A 25,503-nucleotide genomic window follows, 5' to 3' on the forward strand; every position below is an offset into this window, starting at 1 on the left:
AGCTTCGCCTTCCACTTCGCTCGAGGACGAAGCGCTTCGCAGCTTACCTGGCTACGCGAACCGGAACCGCGGCCAGCTTGCCCGCGACGACCCGGTCGAACACCGACTTCAAGGCCTCCGTGTAGCGAATCACGGACTCGCGGGCGACCGGGTTGTTCGGGTAGGACACCATGATGGAGACCTCGTCGAACAGCCGGAACACCGTGGAGTACATGTACGCCGGGCTGCGGCCGTCGGTGAACGCCGTCGCGTTCACGCCGTCCAGCGCGGTGGCGACGATGCCGGACAGCGGAGGAAGGCCCGCGTCCATGTAGCTCATCATGGTGAACTGCGGTCCGTGCTTACGTAGCCAGGGAGCCAATTCCAGCACGCGGTCGAACGGCACGTTCGCCAGATCCATGTTCGCGTCGAAGGAGGCCTGCGCGGCGCGGGCCGTTTCCTCGAACGAGTTCGGGTCGACGGGAACAGTGAACGGCACCACGCCGGTGAACCAGCCCACCGTCATGAAGTCCGCCGGGCTCTTCCGCTTGTCGGTGGGGGTAAGCCCGTAATACGTTTCCGCGCCGCTCAATTCGTATTGAGCCAGGGCGGCGCAGGCGAACAGGCCACCGCTGAACCGGGCGCCCGCCTGCTGGCACAGCGCCTCGAACTGGGCCGTTTGGTCCGGGCCGAGCAGCCGCTCGACATGGGTGTCACCGCCGCAGGGAATCGACTGGTCGCCCAGCGGCAACGGGAAGTCGGGCAGGGTCCCGCCGTTGGCCTCGGCGAACTCGATCCACTTGCGCACCTCCGGGGACTCCAGCGTCATCCCGGACACGATGTTGTGCTCCCGCATGCAGAAGTCGTCGTAGCTGGCCGCCGGCGGCAGCGCGACCGGCGCCTTGCCCTCGATGAGCGCGGTGTAGTTCATCAAGATCTCGACGTACAGCCCGGCGAGCAACATCGGATCGCAGTGCAGGTGGTCGACGACCGCGTACAGCGCGAAGCGGTCCTCGTGCTGGACGATGCCGAACCGGAAGCAGTCCCACTGCAGCGGGTCGGGCGTCGCGAGCACGTGCTCACGCCACTCGAGCTCCGTCATCACGCCGTACTCCTTCGCGACGAAGTTGATGTCGCGCGGGTTCTTCAGGGTGTGCCGGACGATGTTCTTCTCGTCGGTGTACTCGAACCAGCTGTGGTACGTCGCGTGGCGACGGATGTGCGCGTTGATGACGTAGGTCATCGCGCGGATGTCGCAGCGCCCGGGCACATCCCAGGACCCCATGATCGCCCGCGAGTAATCCAGCCCGCGCTCGCGGAACTCGACGAACCCGCGTAGGTGACCCGCCTGCATGGAGCTGGCCGGCACCGGGCTCACCGGCGCCTGGCGAGCCTTCGCGATGCAGCCGGGCGTGGGCTGCCACGTCACGACCGAACCCGCGCCCGGGTACCAGTCGTACGCGTTGCCCACTCGCAGGCTGTCGTGCTCAGAGCCTCCACCTATGAACACGTTTCCCTCCTTAAATACCGGCCTAAGCAGTGCAGTCGACTTTGACGTAGGACCTATCTCACGCGGGTGCCGCAGCGTCCTCCTTAGGAGCCAGCTTCGAAAACAGGTGATCCGCCAAGCCGCGCACCGTGGTGATGTCGGCTGAGGTGATGCGTACCCCCGTCTGCGCCTCGATGTGCGTGCGCAATTCGAGATTGCCCAGCGAGTCGAGGCCGTACTCGGAAAGCGGGTGGTCCACGTCGATGTTGCGGCGCAGGATCAGGCCGATCTGCTCGGAGAGCAGGCGCCGCAGCCGGGTGGGCCACTCGTCGAGCGGCAGGTCGGACAGCTCGGCGCGCAGTTTGCTTGAGCCCGAACGCTTTTCGCCGGCCGACTTGAACATCTCGAGGAACTTGCTGCGTTCCGCGAAGGAGGCGATCCACGGCGTCCCGATGAGGGGGCTGTAGCCCGTGTACGCGCGGTCGTGGCGCAGCAGCGCCTCGAACGCGTACGCACCCTCGTCGGGAGCGATCGCGGCGCCGCTGCCTTCGGCGAAGTCCGCACCGCGGCCGATCTCGCCCCAGGCACCCCAGGCGATCGCCGTGGCCGGCAAGCCCTGCGCGCGCCGCCAGTGGGTGAAGGCGTCCAGCCAGCTGTTGGCCGCGGCGTAGGCGCCCTGGCCCGGCGAGCCCAGCAGGGCGGCCGCCGACGAGAACGAGCAGAACCAGTCCAGGTCCGCGGATGCGGTGGCCTCGTGCAGGTTCCACGCGCCGTACACCTTTGGCGCCCAGTCGCGGTCGATCAGCTCGTCGGTGATGTTGGTCAGGGTCGCGTCCTCGACCACCGCGGCCGCGTGCAGCACGCCCCGCAACGGCAGGCCGGTGGCGGTCGCCGTGGCCACCAGCCGCGCAGCGACGTCAGCCTGGGCGATGTCGCCGCACTCCACGATCACGTCAGAACCTATCGCTCGGACGAGCTCGATCGTTTCAAGCGCCTTCTGCGAGGGCTCGGAACGCGAGGTGAGCACGATCCGGCCCGCGCCGGCCGCGGCCATCTTCTCGGCCAGGAACAGCCCGAGGCCACCCAGGCCACCGGTGATGATGTAGGAGCCGTCGCGCCGGAAGACCGGCGCCTGCTCCGGCGGCAGCACCACGCTGCTGCGGCCGGCCCGCGGGATGTCGAGGATGAGCTTGCCGGTGTGTTCGGCCGCGCTCATCACGCGAATCGCCGTGGCCGCCTCGGAGAGCGGGTAGTGCGTGCTCTCGGGCATCGGCAGCGCACCCTCGGCGGTCAACCGGTAGACGGTGCTCAGCACCTGGCTGACCTGGCTGGGGTGGCTCACGGACATCAGGCCCAGGTCGACGCCCCAGAACGCCAGGTTGCGGCGGAACGGGAAGAGACCCAGCTTGGTGTCCCCGTAGATGTCGCGCTTGCCGATCTCGACGAACCGCCCACCGAGCGCGAGCAGTTTGATCCCGGCCAGCTGCGCCGCACCGGTCACCGAGTTGAGCACGATGTCCACGCCGTAGCCGTCGGTGTCGCGGCGGATCGCCTCGGCGAACTCGACGGTGCGCGAGTCGTAGACATGCTCGATTCCCATGTCGCGCAACAGCTGTCGACGCTGCTCGCTACCGGCCGTGGCGAAGATCTCGGCCCCCGCGGCGCGGGCGATGGCGATCGCCGCCTGGCCGACCCCGCCGGTGCCGGAGTGGATCAGCACCTTGTCGCCGGCCTGGATGCGGGCCAGTTCGTTCAGGCCGTACCAGGCCGTGGCGTGCGCGGTGGTCACCGCGGCCGCCTGCGCGTCGCTCAGCCCCTCGGGCAGCGTGGTGGCCAGGCGCGCGTCACAGGTGACGAACGTGGCCCAGCAGCCATTGGGCGACATGCCGCCGACGTGGTCACCGACCTTGTGGTTGGTGACGTCGGGTCCGACGGCGGTGACCACGCCCGCGAAATCCGTGCCCAGCTGCGGCAGGATGTTGTCCAGGCTCTGGTAGCGGCCGAACGCGTTCAGGACATCGGCGAAGTTGATGCTCGACGCGGTGACGGCCACCTCGATCTGGCCCGGTCCCGGCGGAACGCGGTCGAAGGAGGCGAACTCCATCGTCTGCAGGTCACCCGGCGTGCGGATCTGCATGCGCATCCCGGCGGTCTCGTGATCGATGACGGTGGACAGCCGCTCCTCGGGACGCAGCGGGGTGGGGCACAGGCGCGCGCTGTACCACTCGTCGTTGCGCCAGGCCGTCTCGTCCTCTCCCGGGCCCGTCATCAGCAGCTGGCGCACCACCTGCTCGGCGCCGGTCTGCTCGTCGACGTCGATGTGGGTGGTGTGCAGGTGCGGGTGCTCGGCGCCGATCACCCGCAGCAGGCCGCGCAGCCCGCCCTGGTCGAGGTTGGGAACGTCCTCCGACAGCACCTTTTGCGCGTTGCGGGTGAGGACGAACAACCGGGGCGACTCGCCCTGGAGCTCCGGCAGCTCGCGGGCGATGCGCACCAGGTGGTGGACCAAATCACCGCCACGCACGGCGCTTTCGTCGTCCGGGTTGCCGTTCTTCGGCTCGGTGACCACGACCACGCCGGCGAACTCGCCCTTCTCGACCTCGTCGCGCAGCCGCCCGGCCATGGCCTGGTGGTCGGCCTGCTGCGGCCAGGACAGGGTCTTGGCTTCCGCGTCGTGCAGCTTCATCGCGTCGGTGAGCGCCGTCGCCACGAGGTCGGCGGCGTCGGAGGTGCTGATCAGCAGCCACGCGCCGGTCTCGGCGGCGGCCTCGGGCAGCTGGCGTTGCTGCCACTCCACGGTCAGCAGGCGCTCGGCCATCAGCTTGGCCCGCTCGCCGCTCGGCGAGATGCCGGTGCCCATCTGCAGGCCGCGGACGGTCAGCAGCACGGTGCCGTGCTTGTCCAGTACGTCGAGGTCGGCCTCGACGGCTCCGCCGCTCGCCGAGGTCACCCGTGAGTAGCAGTAGCGGGCGGTGCTGACGGGGCCGTGGACCCGAAGCCGGCGGACGCCCAGCGGCAACAGCAGGCCGCCCAGGCTGGCGTTGGCGACGCTGGGGTGCGCGGCGACCGACTGGAAGCAGGCGTCCAGCAGCGCGGGGTGGACCCCGTAATTCGTCTGCTGGGTCCGGATCACGCTGGGCAGGCCGATCTCGGCGAGCACCGTGGTGCCGGTTCCCTCGGCGGTGTGCGCGCCGGCCAGCCCGGTGAAGGCCGGGCCGTACTGGATGCCGCACAGGTCCATCGCGTCGCGGAGGTCGGAGCCCTCCAGCCGGCTCGGGTGCGTCTCCAGCAGCTCGTCGATGTCCTGCGCGGTCGGCACGTCTTCGTCGTCGACGTCGTGCAGCACCGCGGACGCGCGTCGTGCCTGCACGCCGTCCTCGTTGGTTTCCACCGCGAAGGTGAGGGTGCCGGGCGTCTCCGCGGTGGCGGTGAGGCTGATGTGGGTTTCCTCGTCGAGCATCAGCATCTGCTCGAAGCGGACGTCGCGAACCTCGGATGCCTCGCCGAAGACGGTGCGGGCCGCGGCCAGCGCCATCTCGCAGTAGGCCGCACCCGGCAGCGTGGCGGTGCCGTGGACCTGGTGGTCGGCCAGCCAGGGCAGGGTCGCGGTGCCGATGTCGGCCTGCCAGACGTGGCGCTCCGGCTCCTCGGGCAGGCGCACGTGCTGGCCCATCAGCGGGTGCACCGCGACGCTGGAGGCCAGCGCGCGCGAGCTGTGCCCTTCGCGGCTCAACAGCAGCGAACGGTGCGTCCATGCGGGCAGCGGCGCGTCCACCAGGTGACCGCCCGGGTACAGCACGGAGAAGTCGACCGTGGCACCGGTGGCGTACAGGTCACCCAGCAGGCCGCGCAGCCCGTGCGGCAGCGGCTGTTCGCGCCGCATCGCGGCGAGCGCGGCGACCGTCATGTCCAGGCTGCGGGCGGTCTGGTCGACCGCGTGGGTCAGCAGTGGGTGGGGCGAGAGCTCGCCGAACACGCGGTAGCCGTCTTCCAGCGCCGCCTGCACCGCGGCCGAGAACCGCACGGTGTGGCGCAGGTTGTCGACCCAGTAGTTGGCGTCGCAGTACGGCTCCTCGCGCGGGTCGAACGACGTGGCCGAGTAGTACGGGACCTCCGGGGTGAGCGGCTCGATCTCGGCCAGCACGTCGTAGAGCTCGTCGAGGATCGGGTCGACCTGCGGCGAATGCGACGCCACGTCGACGGCCACCTCACGGGCCATCACCTCGCGCTGCTCCCACACCGCGACCAGCTCGCGGACCGTCTCGGTCGCGCCGCCGATGACGGTGGACTGCGGCGAGGCCACCACGGCCACCACGGCGTCATTGACGCCGCGAGCCATCAGCTCCGAAAGCACTTGCTGGGCAGGCAGTTCCACGGATGCCATCGCGCCCGAGCCGGCGATCTTGGTCATCAGCCGCGAGCGGCGGCAGATGACCCGCACCCCGTCCTCGAGCGACAGCGCTCCGGCGACGACGGCCGCCGCGGACTCGCCCATCGAGTGGCCGATCACCGCGCCGGGCCGGACGCCGTAGGACTTCATCGTGGCCGCCAGCGCGACCTGCATCGCGAAGATCGTCGGCTGCACCCGGTCGATGCCGGTGACCTTCTCGGGGGCGGTCAGCGCCTCGGTCACGGAGAACCCGGACTCGTGGGCGATCAGCGGCTCGATCTCCGCGATGGCCGCCGCGAACGCGGGCTCGTTCGCCAGCAGGTCGGTGCCCATGGTGGCCCACTGCGACCCCTGCCCGGAGAACACCCACACCGGGCCGCGCTCCTCCTGGCCGACGACCTCCTGGAACAGGGCGTCACCGTTGGCGACGTCCCGCAGGGCCGCCAGCAGCTCCGGGGTGTCGCTGGCCAGCACGGTGGTGCGCACCGAGCGGTGTCCGCGCTTGCGCGCGAGCGTGTAGGCCAGGTCCGGCGCCGCCACCTCGGTGGCGTGGGCCTCGACCCAGTCCGCCAGCCGGGCGGCGGTTTCGCGCAGGCTGTCGTCCGAGGTGGCCGACAGCGGGAACAGCAGGGTGCCGTCGCGGCCCGGCCGGGTCGCCGCGCCGTTGCGCGAAATGGGCTCGGGAGCCTCCTCGACGATGGCGTGCACGTTGGTGCCGGAGATCCCGTACGCCGACACCGCCGCCCGCCGCGGCTGGTCGCCGCTCAGCGGCCACGGCGTAATCTCTTGCGGCACAAACAATCCGGTGTCGATCCGGGCCATCTCGTCGGGCAGGCTCTCGAAGTGCAGGTTCTTCGGGACCACGCCGTGCTGGACGGAGAGAACCGCCTTCATCATTCCCAGCGCACCGGCGGCCGCCTGGGTGTGCCCGAAGTTCGTCTTCGAGGCGCCGAGCACGCAGGGGTTGCCGATGCCGTAGACCTCGGCCAGGCTGCCGTATTCGATCGGGTCACCGACGGAAGTACCCGTGCCGTGCGCCTCGACCATGCCGACGGTGCCGGCGTCGACGCCGGCCGCCGCGAGCGCCGCGCGGTAAACCGCGGCCTGCGCCTCGCCGGACGGCATCGCGATGTTCATGGTGTGGCCGTCCTGGTTGGCGGCCGTGGCGCGGATCACACCGAGGATCCGGTCGCCGTCGCGCTGCGCGTCGGTCAACCGCTTGAGCAGCAGCACGACGCAGCCCTCGCCGGAGACGAAGCCGTCGGCCTTGACGTCGAACGCGTAGCAGTGCCCGGTGCCCGAGAGCATGCCCCCCGCCGACGCGGACGCGGACCGGCGCGGCTCCATCATCACGTTCACGCCGCCGGCGAACGCGAGGTTGCTCTCGCCGTCGTTGAGGCTGCGGCAGGCCTGGTGGATCGCGAACAGGCCGGAAGAGCACGCGGTGTCGATCGTGACCGCGGGGCCGTGCAGGCCGAGCGCGTAGGCGATGCGCCCGGACGCCATGCAGGAGATGGTGCCCGGGTTTCCGTACGGTCCGTCGAAGGCGTCGGTGGCGGCGTGCACGAATTGGTAGTCGCCGTAGTTCAATCCGACGAAAACACCCGTTTCCTCGGCCATGGTGTCTTTGGTGAGGCCGGCATGTTCCATGGCCTCCCACGCGGTTTCCATCAGCAACCGGTGCTGGGGATCCATCGCGGTGGCTTCTTTTTCGGTGATGCCGAAGAACTCGGGGTCGAAGTCGCCGACGTTGTCCAGGAACGATCCCCACTTGCAGACGGACCGGCCAGGCACGCCCGGCTCGGGGTCGTAGTAGTAGTCGACGTCCCAGCGCTCGGCGGGGATTTCTTTGACAAGGTCGTCGCCGCGGAGCAACGCTTCCCAGAAGAGGTCAGGTGAGTTGATGCCCCCTGGCAGCCGGCATGCCATCCCGATGACGGCAACCGGAGTCACGCCTGCCTTATCCACTGTCCTTCACCTCTCCTTGCCTATCCACAAGTTCCTATCACTGCTGCTCGCTCTTATCTGGGCTTCGAGAAATCTCGTCGAATTTTTTTGTGCGAGCTGGCAACTCCGCCGCAACGCGCAAAAAACCCACCGACCCCCACATCGAAGCCCACCCGTAACAACATGGCGCGATCAGCAGCGTAGCGGCTTCGCTTCTCACGCGTGGAAAAATCGTGCGAACGTACAAAAATTTAACAATGGCCTGGTCGCGGCCGGTCGACGCCAGGCTTGGTCAAACGGCCAGACGCATACTTTTGGGACGGTATTTGGCGATTGTGTTATACCGGCGTTGCCGCCAGAGGCGCTGTCCGACAAGGTCTCCGGCGTTTGCCGGGCCGAACCGGTGCCGACCACGGGCGTTGTCGGCACCGTGGGTCGGGGACCAGCGTGCACCAACCCGACCCGCGGGGGCCGGGGACGAGACCAAAATTGGACGCACCGATGCGCGGCATCGAGGATGCGTAATCACGCCATGGTAGGGGCCATTGCGAAACTCCGCAGGGAAATCGCTGAAATCTTTAAGATTGCAACTTAAGTCCCGACTAAATTGTGGCGAGACTCATACTTTGCCGTGATTGCCGTGTCGGTTCGAGGCCGAACCGACACCCCGGGCGGCCGGCGCCTGTGCCGTCCGTGGGACCGATCACGGACCGATCACGACGGGCCGGGGCTTTGAATTCATTCGCTGGCGAAGATCGCGCGGCGCCGCCGAACGCGCCGCCCCGACGTCGACGTCGTCGGGGTATCCCGCGGGGCGCCAAAGGTATTCGCGCACGCGCCCCCGACGCCGCCCGCGCCGGAACCGTCGTTTTCAGCGGCGCGCTCGGCGTTGCGGCGTTGGGGCTCCGGGCTTTTCGTTCGCCGGTCTTTGGGTCGGACATCCGCCGCCGGTGGCTACGATTGCCGGTGAACGCGAGGTGTCCACCAGTGCACGGAGTGCTCACGCCATGACCCCACCCATCGGGCAGCCCCGAGTCCCCAGACTGCCGCTTGACGTGGCCAAAGCCGCCGCCGACGAGGCCGCGGTGCCCGACTACATGGCGGAGCTCAGCATCTTCCAGGTGCTGCTGAACCATCCGCCCCTGGCGCGCGGCCTCAACGACCTGCTCGCCACCATGCTCTGGCACGGCACCCTGGACCCGCGGTTGCGCGAGCTGGTCATCATGCGGATCGGCTGGCTCACCGCCTGCGACTACGAGTGGACGCAGCACTGGCGGGTCGCCTCGGGGCTGGGCGTGAGCGCCGACGACCTCCTCGGCGTGCGCGATTGGCGGGGCTATCAGGGCTTCGGGCCGGCCGAGCGCGCCGTGCTGGCCGCCACCGACGACGTGGTGCACGACGGCGCGGTAAGCGCCGAAAGCTGGGCCGCGTGCGAGCGCGAATTACAAAGCGATACAACGGTTCTCATAGAGCTCGTCACGGCCATCGGCGCGTGGCGGATGGTCGCGTCGATCCTGCGCAGCCTCCAGGTCCCGTTGGAAGACGGCGTGTCCAGCTGGCCGCCGGACGGCCGGTCGCCTTAACCGATTGACTTATCAGTCAGTAACTCTTAGCGTCGGGCAATGCGAACCAGGGTCGCCGAGATGCTCGGCGTTGAATTTCCGATCTGCGCCTTCAGCCACTGTCGCGACGTGGTCGCCGCGGTCACCAACGCGGGCGGGTTCGGGATCCTCGGCGCCGTCGCGCACAGTCCCGAGCGCCTGCACAACGAGCTGACCTGGATCGAGGAGCAGACCGGCGGCAAGCCGTACGGCGTCGACCTGCTGTTGCCGCCCAAGTACGTCGGCGCCGAACAGGGCGGGATCGACGCCAAACAGGCGCGCGAGCTGCTGCCCGAGGAGCACCGCGCGTTCGTCGATGACATCCTGTCCCGCTACGGCGTCGCGGCCCCCACCAAGGAGCCCAGGGCGTCGTCCGGGGGACTCAACATCTCGCCCAAGGGCTACGAGCCGCTGCTCGACGTGACCTTCGAGCACGACATTCGGCTGATCGCCAGCGCCCTCGGGCCGCCGCCCGCCGACCTCGTCCAGCGCGCCCATGACCGTGACGTCGTGGTGGCCGCGCTCGCGGGCACCACGCAGCACGCGCGGCGGCATGCGGCCGCGGGCGTCGACCTGATCGTCGCGCAGGGCACCGAGGCGGGCGGCCACACCGGCGAGGTGGCGACCATGGTGCTGGTGCCCGAGGTGGTGGATGCGGTGGCACCGGTGCCCGTGCTCGCGGCCGGCGGGATCGCGCGGGGCCGCCAGGTCGCCGCCGCCCTGGCGCTGGGGGCCGAGGGGGTGTGGTGCGGCTCGGTGTGGCTGACCACCGAAGAGGCCGAGACGGTTCCCGTGGTCAAGGAGAAGTTCCTGGCGGCCAGCTCGTCGGACACGGTGCGCTCGCGATCGATGACCGGCAAACCGGCGCGGATGCTGCGCACGGCCTGGACCGACGAGTGGGCGCGGCCGGACACCCCCGATCCGCTCGGCATGCCGCTGCAGACCGCGCTGGTCACCGGCTCCCAGGTGCGCATCAACCAGGCCGCCACCAATCCGGAGTCCAAGGCGCGCGAGCTGGCGACGTACTTCGTCGGCCAGGTGGTCGGCTCGCTCGACCGGGTCCGCCCGGCCCGCTCGGTGGTCCTCGACATGGTCGAGGAGTTCATCGACACCATCGGCCGACTCGACGGCCTGGTCGATACGTGACCAGCGCGGCCCGCCGGCGCCGCGCGGTCAGTGACGAGGACAAGTCACAGCGGCGCGAACAGATCATGGCGGCCGCCAAAGAAGTGTTCGCGCGCAAGGGTTTTCACGCCACGACGATCGCCGACATCGCCAAGCGGGCCGGCCTGGCCTACGGGTCGGTCTACTGGTACTTCGACTCCAAGGACGAGCTGTTCCACGCGTTGATGGCGGCCGAGGAGGACGCGCTGCGTACCCATGTCGTTGCCGCGCTGGGGGTTCCGGCCCTGGACGCCGGGCGCGAGGAGTCGCTTCGGGTCGCGGTGCGGGCGACGCTGGAGTTCTTCGAGTCCGACAAGGCGACGGTCAAGCTGCTGCTGCGCGACCCGTGCGCGCTGGGCGAGCGATTCGAAAAGCACCTCGGCGGGATCTACGAGCGGTTCATCGACGACATCGAAAGCTTCATCGTCGCCGCCCAGGAGCGCGGCGAGGTGGTGAGCGCCCCGCCGCGCATGGTGGCGTACACGCTGGCGGCCCTGGTCGGCCAGCTGGCGCAACGGCGGCTGAGCACCGACGACGACGTCACCGCTGCTCAGGTGGCCGATTTCGTGGTGGCGCTGGTGCTCGACGGGCTGCGCCCGCGGGGCGCCGCGGGGTAGCGCCGCGGAAGCTTGTTAAAGGCTGTGTGCGCGCGTAATGACTGCATAAAGATTCGACGACACCGACCACATCACATTGACCGAGTCACGGCGGTCATGCATGATCGGTCGCGTATGCACCTCGTTAGGTGAGGCGTCTACACGAATACAGGCCACTGACCCCGAACGTCCAAAGACGCCCCGGGTCAGGACAGCTCCTCCCGGCTTAAGGGTTGAGCCCAGGTGGCTTCCGAACTATCGGACACGTCGTGTAGTGCCAAAGCTCTGACGAGAGGGGTGCGGATCTCCGGCGGTGGCCGGATTCTGAACTCCTTTTGGTGCGCGTGGATCGCGCGGGCAACCGCACGCGTCGTGACCGTCGAGGAGGTGAGGGACGTATGAGTTCCAGCGATAGTCCGGATCGAAGTCCGGGCTGTGTTCCGTCCCGATCCGACCTGAAGCGCGACGTTCTCGGCTGAGTCGCCGCAACGCTAATAGGCTTACCGGCCAAGCGTTCTCGGATCGGAACCCCAACGGGATGGGACACGTCAGTCCAATCAACGCTCGTTTGAATTCCGTCAGGAGACGATCATGACCGCAGTTCTGCACGACGAAGTGGTAACCGTCGCGCCCAAGCTGACCGTGGTGCGCGACACGGCCCCGGCCCCCGCGCCCGCCCCCACGCCCAAGAACCGCACGACCATCGTCATCAGCGACCCGCTGGTGGACGGCGCCGCGCACTTCTTGGCCATGGGCGTGCGTCACGTGTACGCGGCGCTGTGGCGCGCCGGTGTGCTCGAAGTCCGGGCCTGATGCGTCCAATGGGCTACCCGGCCGCAGGCCTGCCCTGAGGCCAGGTAGCCCGTTGGAGTGCGGGGTTTGAGTAGAATCGAGCCAATGGCATCGATCCGGCGATCACCGGGGAGCCTTCGGAAGAACGGCCGGCAGGCTCAGTAGAACCGAACGGGTGGGCCCGTCACAGCCCTCATCGAGCGGTCGCGCGAGAGCGCGGCAAGCGGGGTGGTACCGCGGCGCTCGCGCACCTTGCGCGTCGTCGTCCCCGGCCTGAGCATGATGGCCACAGGAGACGACACAGATCGTGACCGAGAACGCGGACGTCAAGGTGTACCCGAAGCTGGCCGGCGGGGCGCCCGATTTCCCGGCGCTCGAAGTCGAGGTCCTCGACTACTGGGCCCGCGACGACACCTTCCGGGCCAGCATCGCGCGCCGCGACGGCGCCCCGGAGTACGTGTTCTACGACGGGCCGCCGTTCGCCAACGGCCTGCCCCATTACGGTCACCTGCTCACCGGGTACGTCAAAGACATCGTGCCGCGGTATCGCACCATGCGCGGCAACAAGGTGGAGCGCCGGTTCGGCTGGGACACCCATGGGCTGCCCGCCGAACTGGAGGTCGAGCGCCAGCTCGGCATCAACGACAAGTCCCAGATCGACGACATGGGGATCGCCGCGTTCAACGACGCCTGCCGCGAATCGGTGCTGCGCTACACCGACGAGTGGCAGGCCTATGTGACGCGCCAGGCCCGCTGGGTGGACTTCGACAACGACTACAAGACGCTGGATCCCAGCTACATGGAGTCGGTGATCTGGGCGTTCAAACAGCTGTGGGACAAGGGCCTGGCCTACGAGGGCTACCGGGTGCTGCCGTACTGCTGGCGCGACGAGACCCCGTTGTCCAATCACGAACTGCGGATGGACGACGACGTCTACCAGAGCCGCCAGGACCCGGCTCTGACGGTGGGCTTCAAGGTCACGGGCGGCGAGCTGGACGGCGCCCACCTGCTGGTGTGGACGACGACACCGTGGACTCTGCCGTCGAACCTCGCGGTGGCCGTCAACCCGGACGTGACCTACGTGGTCGCGCGGGCGGGCGAGCGCCGTTTCGTGCTGGCCGAGGCGCGGCTGGCCGCCTATGCGCGCGAGCTGGGTGAAGAGCCCGAGGTGCTGGGGACCTATCGCGGCGCGGATTTGCTCGGCACCCGCTACCTGCCGCCGTTCCCGTACTTCATGGATACCGACAAGGCGTTCCAGGTGCTGCCCGGCGACTTCGTGACCACCGAGGACGGCACCGGGATCGTGCACATGGCCCCCGCCTACGGCGAGGACGACATGGCGGTCTGCGACCTTGCCGGTATCCGGCCCGTCACCCCGGTCGATTCGCGGGGCCGCTTCGACTCGACGGTCCCGGATTACCAGGGCCAGCACGTCTTTGACGCGAACCCGCACATCATCCGCGACCTGAAAAGCGGCAGCGGTCCGGTGGCGGTCAACGGCGCGGTGCTGGTCCGCCACGAGACCTATGAGCACCCCTATCCGCACTGCTGGCGGTGCCGCAATCCGCTGATCTACCGGGCGGTCTCGTCGTGGTTCGTCGCGGTCACTGAGTTCCGGGACCGCATGGTGGAACTCAACCAGCAGATCACCTGGTACCCCGAACACGTCAAGGACGGCCAGTTCGGCAAGTGGCTGCAGGGCGCGCGCGACTGGTCGATCTCGCGAAACCGCTACTGGGGCACGCCGATTCCGGTGTGGAAGTCCGACGACCCGGCCTACCCGCGCGTCGACGTGTACGGCAGCCTCGACGAGCTGGAACGCGACTTCGGGGTGCGGCCCACCAACCTGCACCGGCCCTACATCGACGAGCTGACCCGGCCCAACCCCGACGACCCCACGGGTCGCAGCACGATGCGGCGCATCCCCGACGTGCTCGACGTGTGGTTCGACTCGGGCTCGATGCCGTACGCGCAGGTGCACTACCCGTTCGAAAACCGCGACTGGTTCGACGGCCACTATCCGGGTGACTTCATCGTCGAATACATCGGGCAGACGCGCGGCTGGTTCTACACGTTGCACGTGCTGGCCACCGCGCTGTTCGACCGTCCCGCGTTCAAAACCTGTGTGGCGCACGGGATTGTGCTGGGCTCCGACGGCCAGAAGATGAGCAAGTCGCTGCGCAACTACCCCGATGTCTCCGAGGTGTTCGACCGCGACGGCTCCGACGCGATGCGGTGGTTCCTGATGGCCTCGCCGATCCTGCGCGGGGGCAACCTGATCGTCACCGAGCAGGGCATCCGCGAGGGCGTGCGCCAGGTGCTGCTGCCGTTGTGGAACGCCTACAGCTTCTTGGCCCTCTACGCGCCGAAAGTCGGTAATTGGCGCACGGATTCGGCCAACGTGCTGGACCGCTACATCCTGGCCAAGCTGGCGGAGCTGCGCGACGACCTCACCGAGTCGATGGATGTCTGCGACATCTCGGGGGCGTGCGAGCAGCTGCGCCAGTTCACCGAGGCGCTGACGAATTGGTATGTCCGGCGGTCACGGTCCCGATTTTGGGAAGAGGACGCCGACGCCATCGACACGTTGCACACCGTGCTGGAGGTCAGCGCTCGCCTGGCCGCTCCGCTGCTGCCGTCGGTGACCGAGATCATCTGGCGGGGGCTGACCTTCGGGCGCTCGGTGCATTTGACCGACTGGCCCGACGCGGACGGCCTGCCCGCGGATCCGGGCCTGGTCGCCGCGATGGATCAGGTCCGGGAGGTCTGCTCGGCGGCGTCCTCGCTGCGCAAGGCCAAGAAGCTGCGGGTGCGCCTGCCGTTGCCGAAACTGACCGTGGCCGTGGAGAACCCGCGGCGGCTCGAGCCGTTCGTCGACCTGATCGCCGACGAGCTCAACGTCAAGCGGGTCGAGCTGACCGACGCGATCGACACGTACGGCCGGTTCGAGCTCACGGTCAACGCGCGGGTGGCCGGGCCGCGGCTGGGCAAGGACGTGCAGGCCGCGATCAAGGCGGTCAAGGCCGGAGAGGGCGTCGTCAACCCCGACGGCACCCTGACCGCGGGCCCCGTGGTTCTGCAGCCCGACGAGTACAGCTCCCGGCTGGTGGCCGCCGACCCGGATTACACCGCCGCCCTGCCCGACGGGTCCGGTCTGGTCGTTCTCGACGGCACGGTGACCCCGGAGCTGGAGGCGGAGGGCTGGGCCAAGGACCGGATCCGCGAGCTGCAGGAGCTGCGCAAGTCGACCGGGCTGGACGTGTCCGACCGCATTTCCGTGGTGATGTCGGTGCCGGGCGAGCGCGCCGACTGGGCGCAGGCGCACCGCAGCCTGATCGCGGGGGAGATCCTCGCCACCAGCTTCGAGTTCGGCGAGCCCGCCGACGGCTCGGAGATCGGCGACGGCGTGCGGGTGAGCATCGCCAAGGCCTAGCCGCGAAGGCTGGGAAAAAGTTCCCAAAAAAGTTCCGAAAAAAGTGTCCGAGTCATCGGGAGTGGCTGCTCCTACCTGTAACAGCGACCCAACGGGGGCCGCGAACCACAGTTAAGGAACACGCCATGAGCACCATCGAAGACTTCCAGTCGGCCACCTTCGCCGCAATCCCCCACGAGGACCTGACGGTCGCGGAGGCGTGGGCGTCGAGCCCGCTGGGCGACCCCTCGGTCGAAGACGGCTTCCTGTCGGAGCCCGCGAACTACGAGGATTTCCCGGCTACGACCAGCACCGCGCAGCCGCGGTCGCGTGGAACCAACCTTCTGGTGGGCGCGGCGGTGGTCGCCGGGCTCGGCGTCGTCGCGGGGCTTGGCATGATGCTCATCAACGGGACGGATTCGAAGCAAGAGAAGCCGGCCGTCGTCGTTCCGAACTCCAGTGTCAGCGCGGTGACGCCGCAGTCTCCGAGCGCGGTTGCACCGCAGCCCGCGGCGGCGCCGCCGTCGATCGCCACGCCTCCCGACGCCGCGCAACTGCCGAGCGGACCCGTCAGCGGTGGCGGCGCGCCGGCGTGGACACCACCCGCGCCGGTCGTCGCGGCGCCGCCCGCCGACCCGGGTATCCCGCCCGAGGCACCGGCCGACCCCGGCACCCCGCCGCCCCCGCCGAACGTGACGGTCAACGTCCCGCCGGTGGTGGTGCCGGTGCCCATTCCCGTGCCCGTGCCGACGGACCACGATGGCGACCAGCCGGGTGGCACCCCGCAGGGCGGCGGTCAGCAACAGGGCGGTGGCCAACAGCAGGGCGGTGGCCAGCAGCAGGGCGGTGGCCAGCAGCAGGGCGGTGGCCAGCAGCAGGGTGGCCCCCACGGACCAATTCAGTGCCTTGCCTGCCAGCCGCACCCGGTCCAGCAGCAGCCGATCCACCCCGAGCCGGTTCAGCAGCAGCCGATCCACCCCCAGCCGGTTCAGCAGCAGCCGATCCACCCGCAACCGGTTCAGCAGCAGCCGATCCACCCGCAGGTGATCCCTGGCAAGAAGTGAGACGCTGGGCAAAAGACGAGGCCGGACGACGAGTCCGGCCTCGTACTTGTTCGCCGTCAACCGCTATCGGGATCGCAGCGCGCGATGCGCGTGCGGCCAGAACGGCAGGCCCGCCACGACCGTCGCGCCGGCGGCGATGACCCCGACCGCGACGTCGACGCTCTCGCGGCCCTCCCGCGCCCAGTAGACGTCCTTGAGGTCCAGCAGCAGGGCCAGCTCGTCGACGATCATCGCGTTCGCGGCACCGAATGCGACCGCCGCCGCCGGATGTCGTCGCTGCTTTTCCGTTCCGCGCAGACCCACGCCGGCCACGGTCGCGAGCATCCCGATGCCGATGTTGTAGTGGTGAAAGTGCTTGCCGCCCAGATTCATACCGCCACCCGACGGCCCGTGGCCGGCACGGATCCAATGCGTGAGTCCGCGCAGCCCGGCGAAGGTGAGGGTGAACGACGCCCAGGCCAGAACGGTGGCTTGCTCACCGGGTTCCAGCCGCTCGGACCATTGGCGGCGAAGCCGCGCCCATCGCGAAGGCGGCGCGTCGTCCATCAGGCGCCCTTGACCGCCCGCCAGCGTTGCCGGCCGCCGCGAACCTCGACCTCCGCATCCCCAAAACCCGCCGCCCGCAAGCGGTTCGGCAGGGTTTCCGGTGAGACCGTGTTGCAGGTGTCGCGGAAGTGCAGCAGGCGGAACCGCAACGACGTCACGCTGTCGCTCCCGGCGAAGACGCCGCCGGGCCGAAGCACCCGGAACGCCTCGGCGAACAGCCGGTCCTGCAGTGCGGCGGTGGGGACGTGATGGAGCATGGTGAACGACACCACCGAGCTGAACTCGTTGTCGGGCAACCCGGTGTCGGTTCCGTCGGCGTTGATGATGCGCGCGCGATCGCCATACAACCGCTGCAGCCGCTGCGCCATCGGGGTGTCGATCTCCACCGAGGTCAGTTTCGGCGTCTTGTCGACCAGCACCCGCAGAATCGCGCCGTAGCCGGGTCCGATCTCGAGGGTGTTGTCGCCGAGATCCACATCGGCCAGCGCCCACGGCAGCAGGTCGTCTTCCACCTGCTTTGCCCAGCGATCCGAGCTGCAAATCCGTCGGTGCGCGAGGTTCATTGCCATACCAAATGACGTTATCCCAATAGCATTTGCAGTTGTGGAGTCCCGGTGGGTGCTGCACCTGGACATGGACGCGTTTTTCGCCTCCGTCGAACAACTCACCCGGCCGACCCTGCGGGGGCGGCCGGTGCTGGTCGGCGGCCTGGGTGGGCGGGGCGTCGTGGCCGGGGCCAGCTACGAGGCGCGCGTGTTCGGCGCCCGGTCGGCCATGCCGATGCATCAGGCCCGCCGACTGATCGGCGTGACCGCCGTGGTGCTGCCGCCGCGCGGGGTGGTCTACGGGGTGGCCAGCCGCCGGGTCTTCGACGCCGTGCGCGGCTTGGTACCCGTCGTCGAGCAGCTGTCCGTCGACGAGGGTTTCGGCGAGCCGCCGCAGCTCGCTGGGGCGCCGGCCCAGGACGTCGAGGCCTTCTGCGAGCAGTTGCGGCGGCGCATTCGCGACGAGACCGGCCTGATCGCGTCGGTCGGGGCGGGCTCGGGCAAGCAGATCGCGAAGATCGCGTCCGGGCTGGCCAAACCCGATGGCGTGCGGGTGGTCCGCCGCGCCGAGGAGCAAGAGCTGCTGGGCGGGTTGCCGGTGCGGCGGCTGTGGGGGATCGGCCCGGTCGCCGAGGAAAAGCTGAATCGGCTCGGCATCGAGACCGTCGGTGAGCTGGCCGCGCTGACCGACGCCGAGGTGGCCAACATCCTGGGCGCGACGGTCGGGCCGGCGCTGCACCGCCTGGCCCGCGGCATCGACGACCGCCCCGTCGCCGAGCGCGCGGTGGCCAAGCAGATCAGCGCCGAGTCGACCTTCGCCGCCGACCTGACCAGCCTCGAGCAGCTGCGCGACGCGATCGACCCGATCGCCGAGCACGCGCACCAGCGCCTGCTGCGCGACGGCCGCGGCGCGCGCACCGTCACGGTGAAGCTGAAGAAGTCCGACATGAGCACGCTGACCCGCTCGGCGACGCTGCCCTACGCGACCACCGAGGCCGGTGCGCTGACCGCGGTGGCCCACCGGCTGCTGCTCGACCCGCGCGAAATCGGGCCGATTCGCCTTCTCGGCGTGGGGTTTTCGGGATTGAGCGACGTCCGCCAGGAGTCGCTGTTCCCCGACCTCGAGTTGTCGGGGGAGGCTTCCGACCCGCAGCACATCGAGACCGCGACCGAGGCCATGTTCGCGCCGGCGACCGAGGAGGCCACGCCGTGGCGGATCGGGGACGATGTGGCGCATCGCGCACTCGGGCACGGCTGGGTGCAGGGCGCCGGCCACGGTGTGGTGACGGTGCGCTTCGAGACCCGCGGCTCGGGCCCGGGCCAGGCGCGCACGTTTCCCGCCGACACCGACGACCTCACCGGCGCCAACCCGGTCGACTCCCTGGACTGGCCTGACTACCTCGGTGCCCTCCAGGCCGACGCGCTGCTAACCCCAGCGGTCGATGACGTCGGCGACGGGTAACCCCGCGGCCAGCGCGGCCATCATCAGCACCCGCGCCTGCGGCGGCCGCAGCCGCGGGACCATCACCGCGCCGGCGGCGGCCATGTCGTGGCCGGGACCGTAACCCGCGCCGACCCGCCCGCCCGGGACCCGGGTGGACACCGCGACGACCACGCCGTCGCGGCAATGCCGGCGCACTCCGTCGACGACCGCCGCTCCGGCGTTGCCCGACCCCAGCGCCTCCAGCACGACGCCCCGCGCGCCGGCGGCCACGCAGGCGTCCAGCGCCACCGAGTCACTCCCGAGGTAGGCCGCCACGATGTCGACGCGGGGCGCCGCGGCGGCACCGAGATCGCCGAGATAGGGGCGCGCCTTGGGGCCGGTCAGGGTCACGCCGGCGCCGTCCACCCTGCCGACCAGTTCGCCGGCGAAGCCGCTGAGGTCCTCGGTGGCCACCTTGTGCATGCCCAGCGGTTGCAGCACCCGGCCCGCGAAGCACACCAGCACCCCCAGGCCGCGGGCGGCCGGGCTGGCCGCGACCGCCAGCGCGTCGCGCAGATTGGCCGGGCCGTCGGCGTCGGGCGCGTCGGCGCCGCGCATGGCGCCGGTGAGCACGACCGGGACGTCCCCCGCGTGGGTGAGGTCCAGCCACAGGGCGCTCTCTTCCATGGTGTCGGTGCCGTGCGTGACGACCACGCCGTCGGCGCCGCCGTCGACCGCGGCGCGGACCGCGGCGCGGATCCGATCCCAGTCAGCCGGCGTCAGCTCGGAGCTGTCGAGGGCCAGCAGGTCGACGGCGTCGACGTCCAGCCCCGAGGTCAGCTCCGCGCCGCTGTAGGCCGGCCGGCGCACCCCGTCGGCCCCCGTGCCGGTCGAGATCGTGCCTCCGGTGGCGATGACGGTGAGCCGGGCCTTCGTGTAAGACACAGTGGCATCATCGCGCACCTTCGGGTTAGGGGATGATGGTGACGTGTCCGACGAACCAACGGGACCGGCCCGGGAGGTGGCCGAACCCGAACCCGCGCCCACCAGGCCCCCGAGGCGGCTGCGCCTGCTGCTGTCGGTCGCGGCGGTGGTGCTGACCCTGGACGTCGTGACCAAGGTGCTGGCCGTCAAGCTGCTGCCCCCCGGCCAGCCGGTGTCGATCATCGGCGACACGGTGACGTGGACCCTGGTGCGCAATTCGGGCGCGGCGTTCTCGATGGCCACCGGCTACACCTGGGTGCTGACGCTGATCGCGACGGGCGTGGTGGTCGGCATCTTCTGGATGGGGCGACGGCTGGTGTCGCCGTGGTGGGCGGTCGGGCTCGGCATGATCCTCGGCGGCGCGATGGGCAACCTGGTCGACCGGTTCTTCCGGGCGCCCGGACCGCTGCGCGGCCACGTCGTCGACTTTCTGTCCGTCGGCTGGTGGCCCGTGTTCAACGTCGCCGACCCCTCGGTGGTCGGCGGTGCCATCCTGCTGGTGGTGCTGTCGGTCTTCGGCTACGACTTCGACACCGTCGGCCGCCGAAAGGCCAACGGGGACGCCGCGGCCCGGCCGAAGGCCGATCAGCACTGATGACGGAGCGTTCGATGCCCGTCCCGGAGGGACTGGCGGGCATGCGCGTGGACGCCGGGCTGTCGCGGCTGCTGGGGCTGTCGCGGACCGCGGCGGCGGCGCTGGCCGAGGACGGCGGCGTGGAACTCGACGGTGTGCAGGCGGGCAAGTCCGATCGGCTGACCGGCGGCGCGTGGCTACACGTGCGCCTGCCCGACGCGCCGGCGCCGCTGGAAAACACGCCCGTCGACATCGAGGGCATGACCATCCTGTATTCCGACGACGACATCGTCGCGGTCGACAAACCGGCGGCGGTGGCCGCGCACGCGTCGGTCGGCTGGACCGGACCAACGGTGCTCGGCGGGCTGGCCGCCGCCGGCTACCGGATCACCACGTCCGGGGTGCCGGAGCGCCAGGGCATCGTGCATCGCCTCGACGTCGGCACCTCCGGCGTGATGGTGGTCGCGCTCTCCGAGCGCGCCTACACCCTGCTCAAGCGGGCGTTCAAGCAGCGCACGGTCGACAAGCGCTACCACGCGCTGGTGCAGGGGCATCCGGATCCGTCCAGCGGGACGATCGACGCGCCGATCGGGCGGCACCGCGGCGGCGAATGGAAGTTCGCGGTGACGAAGGACGGCCGGCACAGCCTCACCCACTACGACACGCTGGAAGCCCACGTCGCCGCCAGCCTGCTCGACGTACACCTGGAGACCGGGCGCACTCATCAAATCCGGGTGCATTTCTCCGCCCTGCACCACCCGTGCTGCGGCGACCTGGTTTACGGCGCCGACCCGAAACTGGCGAAAAGGCTTGGGCTGGAACGGCAATGGCTGCACGCGCGCTCGCTGTCCTTCGCCCACCCGGCGGACGGCCGGCGGATGGAAATCGTCAGCCCCTACCCGCCCGATCTGCAGCACGCGCTCGACGTGCTGCGCGACGAGGGATGACGGATCACCGGGATCAGCCGGGCTTGCGGGCCTCGACCAGCACCCGCGTCGGGTGCGCGACGAAGGACCCGTCGGCCTCGATCTTGTCGTGCAGTTCGGCCAGCCGGTCGCGATAACGCTCGACGGTGAAGTCCGGCACCGTCCACACCACCTTGCGCAGGAAATAGACGACGGCGCCGATGTCGAAGAACTCGGCGCGTAGCCGCTCCATCCGCAGGTCCACCACCTCCAGGCCCGCCGCCTGCACCTGCGCGCGCACGGCGTCAGGGTGGAACTCGGCCCATTTCTCGGGCTGCGGCCCGATGAAGTACTCGACCAGCTCTCCCATGGTGGCGGGCCCGATGTGCTGCGCGAAGTAGCTGCCGCCGGGCCGCAGCACCCGCAGGATCTCGTTCCACCACACCGAGATCGGGTGGCGGGTGGTCACCAGGTCGAACGCCTCGTCGGCGAAGGGCAGCGGCGGCTCGTCCCGGGTGGCCACGAGCACCACGCCCAGCGGATGCAGGCGTTTGGTCGCCAGGGCCGCGTTCGGCGGCCACGTCTCGATCGCCGCCATGGTGGGTGGGAACGGCCCCGCGCCCGCCAACACCTCGCCGCCGCCGGTGTGAATGTCCAGCGCGGCCGACACCGTGGCCAAACGGCCGCTCAGCAGGCGCTGGAAGCCCCAGGACGGTCGTTGTTCCGTCGCGCGGCCGTCGAGCCAGGAGAAGTCCCAGCCGTCAACGCTCACCGAGTCGGCTTCGGCCACCAGATCTTCGAATGTGCGGGGCATGCATTGCATTCTCACCGACGCGTCGATCGGGTGCCATCGCCTCAATCGTCATTGCGGGTGATCACCGAGATTGCCGCCATGGTCGTGATTGGCGCCCAATCGCAGCCGTCACGGCAATCTCGGCGCAGCGGGGGCGCGCCGGACTTAAACCTTGGTGGCCTCCGGGGAGGCGATCTCGGGGGCCAGCGGTGCGATGGCGCCGAGGATTTCGGTGACCGTCGCGGCGGTGACCCCCGCGGCGGCGAGCGCGTCGGCCAGGTGCCCGGCCACCAGGCTGAAGTGGTGCATCGTGATGCCGCGGCCCTGGTGGACCTGTTTCATCGGCGCTCCGGTGTACGGCTCGCGGCCGCCGAGTGCCGCCGCGAAGAACTCGGCCTGTTTGCCCTTGAGGCGGTTCATGTTGGTTCCGGTGAAAAAGCCCGCCAGCTGGCTGTCGGCGAGCACGCGACCGTAGAAGTCCTCGACGACGACTTCGATGGCCTCGTGCCCGCCGATCCGGTCGTAGATCGTGTTCGGCTCTGGTTTGCGGAAGTGGGCCAGCATTTTCATAACGCCGATTGGAGCATTTGGCCGTTGCCCGTCAGTTAGTCAGCGATCACACCCGGATTACCCTGTGTAACAAGCGGATTGCTCTGTGATGGTCACAATTTGGTCAGCTGTGTGAGCAAATCTTCCGCTGCCGGCCGCCCGATGCCCTAGGTTGGTTCTATGACCCACGTCACATTACCCCCCAGGAGCGAGAGCCGATGAATCTGCTTGGCGACTTGACCCACTTGGTGGAAAAGCCCTTCGCGGCGGTCTCCAACATCATCAACACCCCCAACTCGGCCGGGCGATATCGACCGTTCTACTTACGGAATCTGCTGGACGCGGTGCAGGGCCGCACGCTCAACGACGCCGTGGAGGGCTGCACCGTCCTCATCACCGGGGGATCGTCGGGCATCGGCGCCGCCGCCGCCAAGAAGATCGCGGAAGCGGGCGGCGTGGTGGTGCTGGTGGCCCGGACCCGGGAGAACCTGGAGAAGGTCGCCTCGGAGATCGAAGGCGACGGCGGCACCGCCCACGTGTACCCCTGCGACCTGACCGACATGGACGCCATCGCCGCGATGGCCGATCAGGTGCTCGACGACCTCGGCGGCGTCGACATCCTCATCAACAACGCGGGGCGGTCGATTCGGCGCTCGCTGAAGCTGTCGTACGACCGCATCCACGACTACCAGCGGACCATGCAGCTGAACTACCTCGGCGCGGTCCAGCTCATCCTCAAGTTCATCCCCGGCATGCGCGAGCGCGGCTTCGGCCAGATCATCAACGTCTCCTCGGTCGGCGTGCAGACCCGCGCGCCGCGCTTCGGCGCCTACATCGCCAGCAAGGCCGCCCTCGACAGCCTGTGCGACGCGCTGCAGGCCGAAGTCGTCAACGACGACATCAAGTTCACCACCGTGCACATGGCGCTGGTGCGCACGCCGATGATCAGCCCGACCACCATGTACGACAAGTTCCCCGCGCTGACGCCCGACCAGGCGGCCGGCGTGATCACCGATGCGATCGTGCACCGGCCGCGGCGGGCGAGCTCGCCGTTCGGGCAGTTCGCCGCCGTCGCCGACGCCGTCAACCCGGCGGTGATGGACCGCGTGCGCAACCGCGCCTTCGCCATGTTCAAGGACTCCGACGCGGCCAAGGGCGGCGAATCACCCAGTGACGCAGAGCCTTTCGACAAGCGGAGCGAGACGTTTGTCCGCGCGACCAGAGGGATACATTGGTGACACGATGAGTCTTCCGAAACCTGACACCGACACCACCGTCGTCATCACCGGGGCCTCCTCGGGCATCGGCGCCGAACTGGCCCGCGGCCTGGCCCGCCGCGGCTTTCCGCTGTTGCTGGTCGCGCGGCGCCGCGACCGCCTGGACGACCTCGCCAACGAGGTCGGCCAGGAGTACTCGGTGGCCGTCGAGGTCTTGCCGCTGGACCTCAGCGATGCCAAGGGCCGCGCGAAGCTCGCGGACCGGCTGCGCAACGAGCCGATCGCCGGGCTGTGCAACAGCGCGGGTTTCGGCACCAGCGGGGTCTTCCACGAGTTGCCGCTCGACCGCGAAAGCGAAGAGGTCACCCTCAACGCGCTCACCCTGATGGAGCTCACCCATGCCGCCCTGCCGGGCATGGTCGAGCGCGGCGCCGGCGCCGTGATGAACATTGCCTCGATCGCCGGGTTCCAGCCGTTGCCGTACATGGCGGTGTATTCGGCCACCAAGGCCTTCGTGCAGACGTTCTCCGAAGCCATCCACGAGGAGCTGCACGGCACGGGGGTGTCGGTCACCGTCCTGTGTCCGGGCCCGGTGCCCACCGAGTGGGCCGAGATCGCCAACGCCGAGCGGTTCAGCATCCCGGTGGCGCAGGTCTCGCCGCACGACGTCGCCGAGGCCGCCATCGGTGGGATGCTCGCCGGCAAGCGCAGCGTCGTGCCCGGCATCGTGCCCAAGGTCGTCAGCACCGGCGGCCGGTTCGTGCCACGCACCTTGTTGCTGCCCGGGCTTCGGATCGGCAACCGATTCCGCGGCGGCCCCAGCCACTAGCGCAGGTGCGGGCCGGCTAACGCCTGCTGTATCTGCGCCGCAGATACCAGTAGAGGACCCCGCCCGCCGCGATCAGCGCCAACCCCCCGGCGATGAAACAGATATCGAGGGCCACGTTCGGCGGCTGGTAGGCACGGCCGCCACGCACGTGAACGTCCAGCTGCGATCCGACTGCCGGGGGATCTTGGTAAACCTTGTCCCAGCCTCCGCCCCACTTCTCCAGCGGGTACAACTGGCCGGTCCGCGACGCCCCGCCGACGGTCCACCTGGCGTCGCAGCGGAATTCGTGCCCGTGCGGGACGCAGCCGACGACGGTCGCCCTCGCCGGCGTGCCCGGATCCAAGGCCTCGGGCAACACGCCCTGCTCGGCCACGCGCAGTCCGGCCAGCCCAACCAGCATGGCGAAGGCGACGCCGATCCAGGCCAGGACCCCGGCGCGCTTGCGGCGCGCGGGGGGCGGGTCCGCAACCGCTGTGGGTGGCTCTTGGCCGGGCCGGGCGGCCACCAGCAAATCGTGTTGCCTCCTGCCGACGATGAGCAGGGCGAACCCGATGACGTAAAAGGCCAGACACCACCAGTAGCGCGACCAGTCGAGCATCGCGGGGAAGCCCGCGCAGAAGAGGAGAAAACCGCCGGCCATCATCAGCCATGCCTTCGTCATGCGTATCTCCGTTCGCCGGCCCGACTGTAAGGACGACTGCTTG

Annotated in this window: 19 protein-coding genes and 1 riboswitch; of the genes, 11 read left to right on the plus strand and 8 right to left on the minus strand. The window is 69.4% G+C overall.

The annotated features are described in order from the left end of the window. Nucleotides 1-43 precede the first annotated feature (43 nt). Both A5655_RS25680 and pks2 read right to left on the minus strand, forming a co-directional pair. Complete coding sequence (locus tag A5655_RS25680; RefSeq protein ID WP_082978889.1) at nucleotides 44-1,489, minus strand: condensation domain-containing protein; 1,446 nt, start codon at nucleotides 1,487-1,489, stop codon at nucleotides 44-46. A 58-nt stretch (nucleotides 1,490-1,547) separates the two neighbouring features. Then, complete coding sequence (gene pks2 / locus A5655_RS25685; protein ID WP_067015515.1) at nucleotides 1,548-7,826, minus strand: type I polyketide synthase; 6,279 nt, start codon at nucleotides 7,824-7,826, stop codon at nucleotides 1,548-1,550. Between the two features lie 998 nt (nucleotides 7,827-8,824). Here pks2 and A5655_RS25690 point away from each other — a divergent pair. The 6 genes from A5655_RS25690 to A5655_RS25715 all read left to right on the plus strand — a co-directional run bounded on the left by A5655_RS25690 (nucleotide 8,825) and on the right by A5655_RS25715 (nucleotide 16,434). Further along, nucleotides 8,825-9,388, plus strand: a complete 564-nt coding sequence (locus A5655_RS25690; RefSeq protein ID WP_156765040.1) for a carboxymuconolactone decarboxylase family protein — start codon at nucleotides 8,825-8,827, stop codon at nucleotides 9,386-9,388. 39 nt (nucleotides 9,389-9,427) lie between these two features. Further along, on the plus strand, nucleotides 9,428-10,552 hold the full coding sequence (locus A5655_RS25695; protein ID WP_067015521.1) for a nitronate monooxygenase family protein: 1,125 nt from the start codon (nucleotides 9,428-9,430) through the stop codon (nucleotides 10,550-10,552). Then, on the plus strand, nucleotides 10,549-11,187 hold the full coding sequence (locus A5655_RS25700; protein WP_067015524.1) for a TetR/AcrR family transcriptional regulator: 639 nt from the start codon (nucleotides 10,549-10,551) through the stop codon (nucleotides 11,185-11,187). The genes A5655_RS25695 and A5655_RS25700 overlap by 4 nt, the downstream gene beginning before the upstream one ends. Before the next feature lie 113 nt (nucleotides 11,188-11,300). After that, nucleotides 11,301-11,470: riboswitch (M-box (ykoK) riboswitch) on the plus strand. A gap of 287 nt (nucleotides 11,471-11,757) precedes the next feature. Then, entirely contained in the window at nucleotides 11,758-11,979 is a 222-nt protein-coding gene (locus tag A5655_RS25705) for an Rv1535 family protein (RefSeq protein ID WP_067015527.1), read from the plus strand. Nucleotides 11,980-12,289: 310 nt separating this feature from the next. Continuing rightward, nucleotides 12,290-15,391 carry an isoleucine--tRNA ligase gene (gene ileS, locus A5655_RS25710; RefSeq protein WP_369807254.1) on the plus strand — a complete coding sequence of 1,034 codons (3,102 nt, stop codon included), beginning with the start codon at nucleotides 12,290-12,292 and terminating at the stop codon, nucleotides 15,389-15,391. A 125-nt stretch (nucleotides 15,392-15,516) separates the two neighbouring features. Then, nucleotides 15,517-16,434, plus strand: a complete 918-nt coding sequence (locus A5655_RS25715; RefSeq protein ID WP_067015533.1) for a hypothetical protein — start codon at nucleotides 15,517-15,519, stop codon at nucleotides 16,432-16,434. A gap of 63 nt (nucleotides 16,435-16,497) precedes the next feature. Here A5655_RS25715 and A5655_RS25720 read toward each other — a convergent pair whose 3' ends face one another. Further along, complete coding sequence (locus A5655_RS25720; protein ID WP_067015535.1) at nucleotides 16,498-16,980, minus strand: hypothetical protein; 483 nt, start codon at nucleotides 16,978-16,980, stop codon at nucleotides 16,498-16,500. After that, on the minus strand, nucleotides 16,980-17,549 hold the full coding sequence (locus tag A5655_RS25725; RefSeq protein WP_067015538.1) for a class I SAM-dependent methyltransferase: 570 nt from the start codon (nucleotides 17,547-17,549) through the stop codon (nucleotides 16,980-16,982). Before A5655_RS25725 ends, A5655_RS25720 begins: the two co-directional genes overlap by 1 nt. A gap of 49 nt (nucleotides 17,550-17,598) precedes the next feature. On the opposite strand from A5655_RS25725, the gene A5655_RS25730 reads away from it, so the two are divergent. Beyond that, nucleotides 17,599-18,987 (plus strand): DNA polymerase IV, encoded by a 1,389-nt coding sequence (locus A5655_RS25730; RefSeq protein ID WP_197508804.1) that lies wholly within the window; start codon nucleotides 17,599-17,601, stop codon nucleotides 18,985-18,987. Here the strand turns inward: A5655_RS25730 and A5655_RS25735 are convergent. Further along, nucleotides 18,952-19,893, minus strand: a complete 942-nt coding sequence (locus A5655_RS25735; RefSeq protein WP_369807251.1) for an asparaginase — start codon at nucleotides 19,891-19,893, stop codon at nucleotides 18,952-18,954. The two genes, A5655_RS25730 and A5655_RS25735, sit on opposite strands and share 36 nt — an antisense overlap. 43 nt (nucleotides 19,894-19,936) lie before the next feature. Here A5655_RS25735 and lspA point away from each other — a divergent pair, with 43 nt between their 5' ends. Then, nucleotides 19,937-20,527: a signal peptidase II gene (gene lspA, locus A5655_RS25740; RefSeq protein WP_067015547.1), complete on the plus strand. Its 591-nt coding sequence runs from the start codon at nucleotides 19,937-19,939 to the stop codon at nucleotides 20,525-20,527. After that, nucleotides 20,527-21,453, plus strand: a complete 927-nt coding sequence (locus tag A5655_RS25745) for an RluA family pseudouridine synthase (RefSeq protein ID WP_067015551.1) — start codon at nucleotides 20,527-20,529, stop codon at nucleotides 21,451-21,453. The genes lspA and A5655_RS25745 overlap by 1 nt, the downstream gene beginning before the upstream one ends. A gap of 13 nt (nucleotides 21,454-21,466) precedes the next feature. Here A5655_RS25745 and A5655_RS25750 read toward each other — a convergent pair whose 3' ends face one another. After that, on the minus strand, nucleotides 21,467-22,225 hold the full coding sequence (locus tag A5655_RS25750) for a methyltransferase domain-containing protein (protein WP_067015554.1): 759 nt from the start codon (nucleotides 22,223-22,225) through the stop codon (nucleotides 21,467-21,469). 144 nt (nucleotides 22,226-22,369) lie between these two features. Further along, complete coding sequence (locus tag A5655_RS25755) at nucleotides 22,370-22,774, minus strand: group 1 truncated hemoglobin (RefSeq protein WP_067015556.1); 405 nt, start codon at nucleotides 22,772-22,774, stop codon at nucleotides 22,370-22,372. 197 nt (nucleotides 22,775-22,971) lie between these two features. Between A5655_RS25755 and A5655_RS25760 the strand changes: the two genes are divergently transcribed. Both A5655_RS25760 and A5655_RS25765 read left to right on the plus strand, forming a co-directional pair. After that, complete coding sequence (locus tag A5655_RS25760; protein WP_067015559.1) at nucleotides 22,972-23,991, plus strand: SDR family NAD(P)-dependent oxidoreductase; 1,020 nt, start codon at nucleotides 22,972-22,974, stop codon at nucleotides 23,989-23,991. 4 nt (nucleotides 23,992-23,995) lie between these two features. Beyond that, the gene (locus tag A5655_RS25765; RefSeq protein ID WP_067015562.1) at nucleotides 23,996-24,799 is read left to right on the plus strand and encodes an SDR family oxidoreductase; all 804 of its coding nucleotides are present in this window, start codon (nucleotides 23,996-23,998) and stop codon (nucleotides 24,797-24,799) included. A gap of 16 nt (nucleotides 24,800-24,815) precedes the next feature. On the opposite strand, the gene A5655_RS25770 is transcribed toward A5655_RS25765, so the two are convergent. Continuing rightward, nucleotides 24,816-25,460, minus strand: a complete 645-nt coding sequence (locus A5655_RS25770; protein ID WP_067015565.1) for a hypothetical protein — start codon at nucleotides 25,458-25,460, stop codon at nucleotides 24,816-24,818. Between the last annotated feature and the right edge of the window lie 43 nt (nucleotides 25,461-25,503).

The organism is Mycobacterium sp. 1081908.1 (assembly GCF_001673535.1).
Lineage (GTDB): Bacteria > Actinomycetota > Actinomycetes > Mycobacteriales > Mycobacteriaceae > Mycobacterium.